This is a genomic window from bacterium (assembly GCA_035281585.1).
GTDB lineage: Bacteria > UBA10199 > UBA10199 > DSSB01 > DSSB01 > DATEDP01.
The window spans coordinates 23837-30000 of the sequence record DATEDP010000073.1 but is presented as its reverse complement, the minus strand read 5'-3'; the positions used below and the strand labels follow the sequence as shown (position 1 = coordinate 30000).

Genomic DNA, 6164 nt, shown 5'->3' with positions numbered 1-6164 from the left:
CGCTGGTCGCCTGGCCGATCCTCTGGCCGTCGACCGAGAGCTCCAAGGATTGGATTTCGAGGCCCTGAGTCTGGCCGGCCGCCAACATGACGTTGAAATTTCCGGCGATGCTGTCCTTGTCCAAAGGCTTGACGAAGCGGAGCGGCCGGCGGGCCACGTATTGCAGCTCCAATTTTTCGCTCACCACGTCGCCGTCCGACGTGGTCAGGGAAAGATTGAGGCGATGGGCGCCGGGCTTCACCTTCAAGGCGACAAGATCCACGCTCTGGCGCAAAGCCGCTTTGTCCAAGCTCTGCGGTTTCTCCTCGTCCAGCTGGAAGGTCAGGGATTGGATGACCGCGGGATCCTCGGCTTGGATCTCGAACTCGACCTTGCCGTTGACCAAGGCCTGACCGGCTTGGTCCTTGATCCAGCGCGCCCGCGGCAGGGGCGCGAGGGACGGGAACTTCAAGGTCGCGTCGCCCCAAGTCTCGGCCGCGGCCGAGAGAATCTCAAAGCCCAGTCCGGCTGGAGCGAGGCTGCTGTAAACTTCGGCGGCGGGCTCGGCGAGCGCTCCCAGGACCACGAAGCTCATGACGGTCCCATGCTTTTTGGCCTCGGCCTGCCAAGCACCGCGGGTCGCCGCCGGCGGCAGCTTGGAGACGTCACCGACCCAAATCGCCTGCTTCAAGCCTTTCGCCCCGGCGAGCTTCTTCATCGCCACCGTCATGTCCAAAGCGGCATTCGCCGGGGCCAAAACTTTCTCGACCGGCTTCTCCCAAGAGCTGGGCTTGCCGGCTTGCAGGGTCTCGGCGCCCGCCGCCGAGGCCAAGTGAAGCCTGTCCCGGGATTGAAGCAGCGAGGCCGCCTCGTAAATCGCGCTGGCCATCGAGGATTTCACTTCGGTCTGGACCAGCGAAGGCAAGTCGAGAACCAGCAGGAGATCGCGGGTCGCGCCCAGCCGCGACCCATCGACGTCGATTTGAACGCCGCGCATCGCCTTGTCGCCCCGGCTCAAGGCCAAATGGCCGGCGACTCCCGGGGCGAAGCTCAAGCCTTCCGGGTTCCGAACCATCAGCCGACTTTGCCGCCCCTTACCCGAGGGGTTGGAGCGAGTCGCCGCGACCCGAAGCGGCATCCCTTCGGGCGAATTGAAGAGCGGGCGGCCCTGCATCACCTGCAACCGGATCGGGCTGGTCAGCGGATCGAGCCAGGTGACTCCGTAGAAGCTTTCGCCGGTGAAGACGGCGGTGCCCGGCGCCTTCATCCCCTGGCGGCTGAGCAGCTTCCAACCCAGCAAGCTGCCGATGAGGCCGATCGCCAGCAAAGCCCAGACTCCGCGCCGCAGGAAGGGCTGGCCATGCTTGCGGCCCAAGACCCACCCCAAAACGATGGCCAAGACGAGCAGCGGAAAGCTGAGTGCCATTGACAGCACGCCGGGCCGAAGCCAGATCGGAATCGCACTCAGCGCGGGCGCGCCCCACAAGCCGGCCTCGAGGCCTTGGCCGCCGACCAAGGCGAAGATCCAGCCAAGCAGCCCCAGCAGAAAAGCGGCGGCGGCCAGCAGCTTGGCCAAGAAGGAAAGCCGCGGCGTCGCGGACAAGACGGCCGCCGCGATGCCCAAGACCAAGACCCAGATCGGTCCCAGCCAAGCCGCCAAGCCGACCTTGAAGAAATGAAGGTTGGCCGGGTCGCTGGCATAAAATCGAAATCCGGACCACGCCACCAAGCCGAACCAAGCCAAGAGAACGCCGAGGAAGGCATGGCGGCCCTCCAAGCGCCGAAGCAAGCTGCCGGCCACGAAGAGACCGGCAAGCGCGGTCGCCAAGATCGCCGGCAAGCGCAGCCCGGGCCCGCGGCTGAGCGCTTCGACCGTGCCTTCGGCCAGGAAAAGAAAAAACACCAAGCTGAGCAGCAAATAGACCAAGGAGCGTTGAGGCTTGGCCGGAGCGAGGGGCGGCACGGCGGCCGGAACCGACTCCGCGGGCGGCGGCTTGCGCGCCGGTTCCGGGGCTTTGGCTTGGACCGGCGGCGGCGCCTTGGCCTGGGACGAAGGCGGCGGCTCGACACCGGACTCTTCCTCGACTTCGGGCATTTCAAAAAAAGTGGTGGCCTCCATGTCCTGGCTAGCGGCCGGAGATCGGGGAGCCGGAGCGGGACTCGGCGCGGGAGGCTCGACCTCGTGCTCACCGGTCTTTTCTTGATCGAAATATTGGATATCGTGCAGGTCGGAGTCCTCGGGCGGAGGCACTTTGACCATCACCGTTTCTTCAAACCCTTCGAGCTGCCGAATATCGATGTCGAAGGTGGTTTTCTCCAAGTCCTCTTCCGTCACTTTCTTCGGCGGCTTGGAACTATTTTTCTCTTTGTCTTTGGCCATGGAATTCCTTCGCTATAGAGGGGAGCCTAACGATTTTTATGCGGGCCCGCTGGAAATACAAAGCATAATCTTTCCAAGAGCTTCGAGTATATCGCGCGGCGAAAACCGAGCGAAGGCCCGGCGGCGAGCTTGCCACCCTCCACCCTCCAGAAATCGACTCCATCTTCCTTAACTTAAAGAAATGTTTTAAGTTTTATGTGTTTGACGAAAAAAATAAGCTTTGCCTAGAATTGCGGTTGGCGCTAGCTCATAATCGGAATTCCCCGGAAAAACGTGACGTTCAAGGGGTCTATTAAAGCCGCGCCTGTTGATCTTATTTTGGAGGAATCATGGCCGTGCCTGCGAAGACTGTCAGCGACGAAACCCCCAGTCCCTACGCCGTCAATAAGCCCCTTTTCGAGGAAGCGACGGCCATCAAGGACAAGATGCGTATGATCGAGGGTCGTCTGGAGAAAATGGAAGAGCATCGCACCGCAGTTTCCGACTCCGTCTACCTTAAGGTCAAAACCGATTACGAAGTCCAAATGGACGAGGTGAAGGGCCAATTCTCCGCAAAATGCCGGGAAATCGAGAGCGAGCTGAAGACTTTGTATAGTGCCCAGGCCGAGCAAGAGAACAACCTGGCCGGTCATCAGGAGGTCTTGGAGGAGGCCCGCTTCCGCCATACCTTAGGCGAATTCAATGACAAGAAGTTCAAGGACCTCGAAACTCAACAAAATAAAGAAATAAAAAAATACAATGACTTGCTCGATATTATTAAAGGATCGATTCAGCAATATGAAGGCGTTTTGGGCCACCCTTATGAGGGCGAGCGGGAGCCCGAAAAACCCCGCCCCCTCAAAACGCCGGTAAGCTCGGTCCCGACTGCGGCCCCTTCGGCTCCGCCACCCCCGCCGGTCGCCAAGGCGGCTCCGGCTCCGGCCAAGGCTCCCGATGAGGACACCTCTCGGACCCGCGATTTCCTGGTCGAAGACCTCGTGGAAGAGGCGGCTCCACCCCCTCCGCCCCCGCCGCCGCCGGAAACCAAGGCCGTTCCGGTCGACACCGGCGACACCGACGCCGGTTTCGAGGACAAGCTGAGCGATGAGCTGGACATGTTCTTGGAGGGCGGAAGCGACTACTTCGGCGAAAAACCCGCTGCGGCCAAGGCTCCCGAGCCGGCCAAGGCTGCGCCCAAGCCGGAGAAGCTTTCACCCAAGCAGCCCTTGAGCCGGACCGAGCCGGTCGAGGACTCGATCTCGACCATTCTTCGCGACATTCCGATGGACGAAGAGGCTCCCGAGGCCGCGATCACCAAGTCTCCCTCCGAGGAAACCGGCGCCAACATCGACATCCGGGAGGTCCCGGCCGAAGCTTCGATGCTTTTGATCGAGGGCGATCTCGACGAAAGCGAGTTCATCCTGGCCGAGAACACCAGCATCGGGCGCTCACCGTCCAACGACATCGTCCTGAAGGAATCCAAGGTCAGCCGGCAGCACGCCGCGATCAACTACATCGGCGGCAACTACGTGCTGGTCGACCTGAAAAGCTCCAACGGCGTCTTCGTCAACGGCAAGAAGATCGAAGAAGCCGCGCTCCGCGACGGCGACGAAGTGTCGGTCGGAAGCTTCAAATTCCAGTTCAACCTGAGCTAAAAAAAAGGCGGACCTCCCGAATGAGAGATTCGCCATCCTACCCTTTGCCGGGAATCTATTCGTCCAAGCTGTTGAACAAGGCCCGGCAAGTTCCGCTGACGATCACCGCCCGGTCGGCCGGCACTCCGGGTCCTTCGCCGCCGTATTCGATGACGACCGGTGCCTGAACGCCGGGCGGCGGCAATCGGACCGTCGACTCGGCCCAAAAGCGGCTTCCATCCGCCAACCTGGCGGTGACCATGCCCTTGATGGCTTCGGGATCGGCGTCCAAGGAATCGGCGCTGCCCTTGACTTTGACCCTTCCGGTCACCGGATCGCGGATCTCGAAATCATCGCGGCCGATCCCGACTCCGTCGGAGTTGTGCAAGGTGATCGCGTTGGCGAAGAAGGTTCCCTCCAAACGGGGATCCTCGCTAGTGATAGGCCCCTGGCCGCGCAACCGGACGACCGAGAATTCCTCGCCGTCGGCTCCTTCACAGATCGAAACCTGGACCGAGGTGGGAATGACTTCGGCTCGAGCAAAGACCGGCGTAATGCTCAACGGCCGGTGGTCCCAGGCGTTGGCTACGGAGATTCCAGCCAGGAAAATTCCCAGCCCCATGATTTTCAATGCTGCTTTCATAGATTCCTCCTTTGTGGCCAAATTTAGCCGCGCTCTTCTTGATCGTCGTCGCCCCTAAGGATGATTTTTATGGATTGCTGTCTTTATTGCCCATCCTCTAAAATGAGGACGCTTTTAAGGAGGGGGGCTCCATGTCTTTTGCGCTTCACCGAGAAAGGCTGATCGGCGACGTCCTTCGAACCACCTTCGAAGCCGCGACCTTCAAGGATCTCGACATCGAAACCCTGCCGCTGATCGACCGGCTCTGCGACACCAGCGTTTCCATGATCTATCGCACCAATGAAAAAGGAGAGTTGATCAACATCGGCGGCGACCGCGAAACCCACAACGGCTACGTCGAGCGATACCGACACTCCGATCCGATGCAGAACGCGCTTTGCCGAGAGGATGTCCGAATTCTCCGCGGCCCCCGCTGCCCGGAGTGGAAGAAATTCTTGGAGCTTCCGGTCTACCACGAACATGCCAAGCTCCACGGCATCGACAATTACATCGTTTTTCGCCTCACCGAGAGCAAAATCTTCGAGCCCGGCTCGGTGGGGATCATCCTGGCCCGCTCCCGGCGCCAGCCCGACTTCAGCGAAGGCGAGGAGCATCTCTTGGCGCGGATTCTACCGTCGCTCGAAGCGATGGTCCGGAGGATCTCGCGCAGCGAAGCGCGGTTCGAAACCCAGGCCCTTCTCGAAACGATTCTCGACCTGGACTCACCGGCTAAAATTGCCTGCGACCTCCAGGGCCGGCTCCTCTGGGCTTCGGAAAGCGCGGCCGGCTGGCTCGGACTGAGCCACCGAAAGCATGCTCTACCCGAGCTTCTCGCCGAAGCGGCGCGGCGAGTGGGAGCTTTATGTCGCCAAGGCCGACCGACCGAGCCCCCCATTCCCCAGGTGAGGCTTGTCGGCGAAAATCAAGCTTCGGTCCTGGTCGAACTGCGTTTGGCCCGCACCCGAAACGGCTCGCCCTTCGTGTTAGCCGAGCTTCGGGTTCCGAAGGTGAGCCTGGAATTGGCCGATGCCGCGGCCCGCTTTCATCTAACCCTCGCCGAAACCCACGTCCTCGAGGCCTTGGCCCGGGGCCTTTCCGACCTCCTGATCAGCCGGGAGCTTTTCATCTCCCGCGCCACCGTTCGAACCCATGTCGGCCGCATCCTCGCCAAACTGGGCGTGGCTTCCCGCACCCAAGCCGCTCTCTTGGCCCACGGGCTCCCTCACTGAGGGCTCCAACGGCGTCTTCGTCAACGGCAAGAAGATCGAGGAAGCGCGCTGCGCGACGGCGATGAGGTCTCGATCGGCAGGGGTAAAAAAAAGACGAATCCCCCGTTGAGCGGGAGATTCGCCACCCTACCCTTGCCGGGAAGAATCATCCTAGGTGAGCAACAATTCCGGCAATCCCGTAAGGCTTTAATTCTTGTCCTAATTTAGCCGGGATCGGCCGGGCTCGTCGTCATCACTTTTGATGATTTTTTAGCGGCTTCACGTTTTTTCCCATTCGAGGCCCCAATCCCCCGCGGGGGGCCCTCCCCTGGCCTTATATCGCTTCTCCGGCCGGCACCGGA

General features: G+C 61.0%; 4 protein-coding genes (1 of these 4 cut by a window edge). 2 read left to right on the top strand and 2 right to left on the bottom strand.

Features of this window, described 5'->3' with window-relative positions; all coding sequences use genetic code 11:
• On the bottom strand, positions 1-2359 hold the 5' portion of the coding sequence (locus VJR29_05790; GenBank protein ID HKY62916.1) for an Ig-like domain-containing protein. Its footprint begins 1199 nt before the window's first position; 2359 of the gene's 3558 nt are visible here — the first part of the coding sequence; it begins with the start codon at positions 2357-2359; its stop codon lies off the left edge, out of view.
• 329 nt (positions 2360-2688) lie between these two features.
• Here VJR29_05790 and VJR29_05785 point away from each other — a divergent pair, with 329 nt between their 5' ends.
• Positions 2689-3993: an FHA domain-containing protein gene (locus VJR29_05785; GenBank protein ID HKY62915.1), complete on the top strand. Its 1305-nt coding sequence runs from the start codon at positions 2689-2691 to the stop codon at positions 3991-3993.
• Positions 3994-4048: 55 nt separating this feature from the next.
• Here the strand turns inward: VJR29_05785 and VJR29_05780 are convergent, their stop codons facing one another.
• Entirely contained in the window at positions 4049-4615 is a 567-nt protein-coding gene (locus tag VJR29_05780; GenBank protein ID HKY62914.1) for a hypothetical protein, read from the bottom strand.
• Positions 4616-4746: 131 nt separating this feature from the next.
• Between VJR29_05780 and VJR29_05775 the strand changes: the two genes are divergently transcribed.
• On the top strand, positions 4747-5823 hold the full coding sequence (locus tag VJR29_05775) for a helix-turn-helix transcriptional regulator (GenBank protein ID HKY62913.1): 1077 nt from the start codon (positions 4747-4749) through the stop codon (positions 5821-5823).
• The last annotated feature ends 341 nt before the right edge of the window (positions 5824-6164 follow it).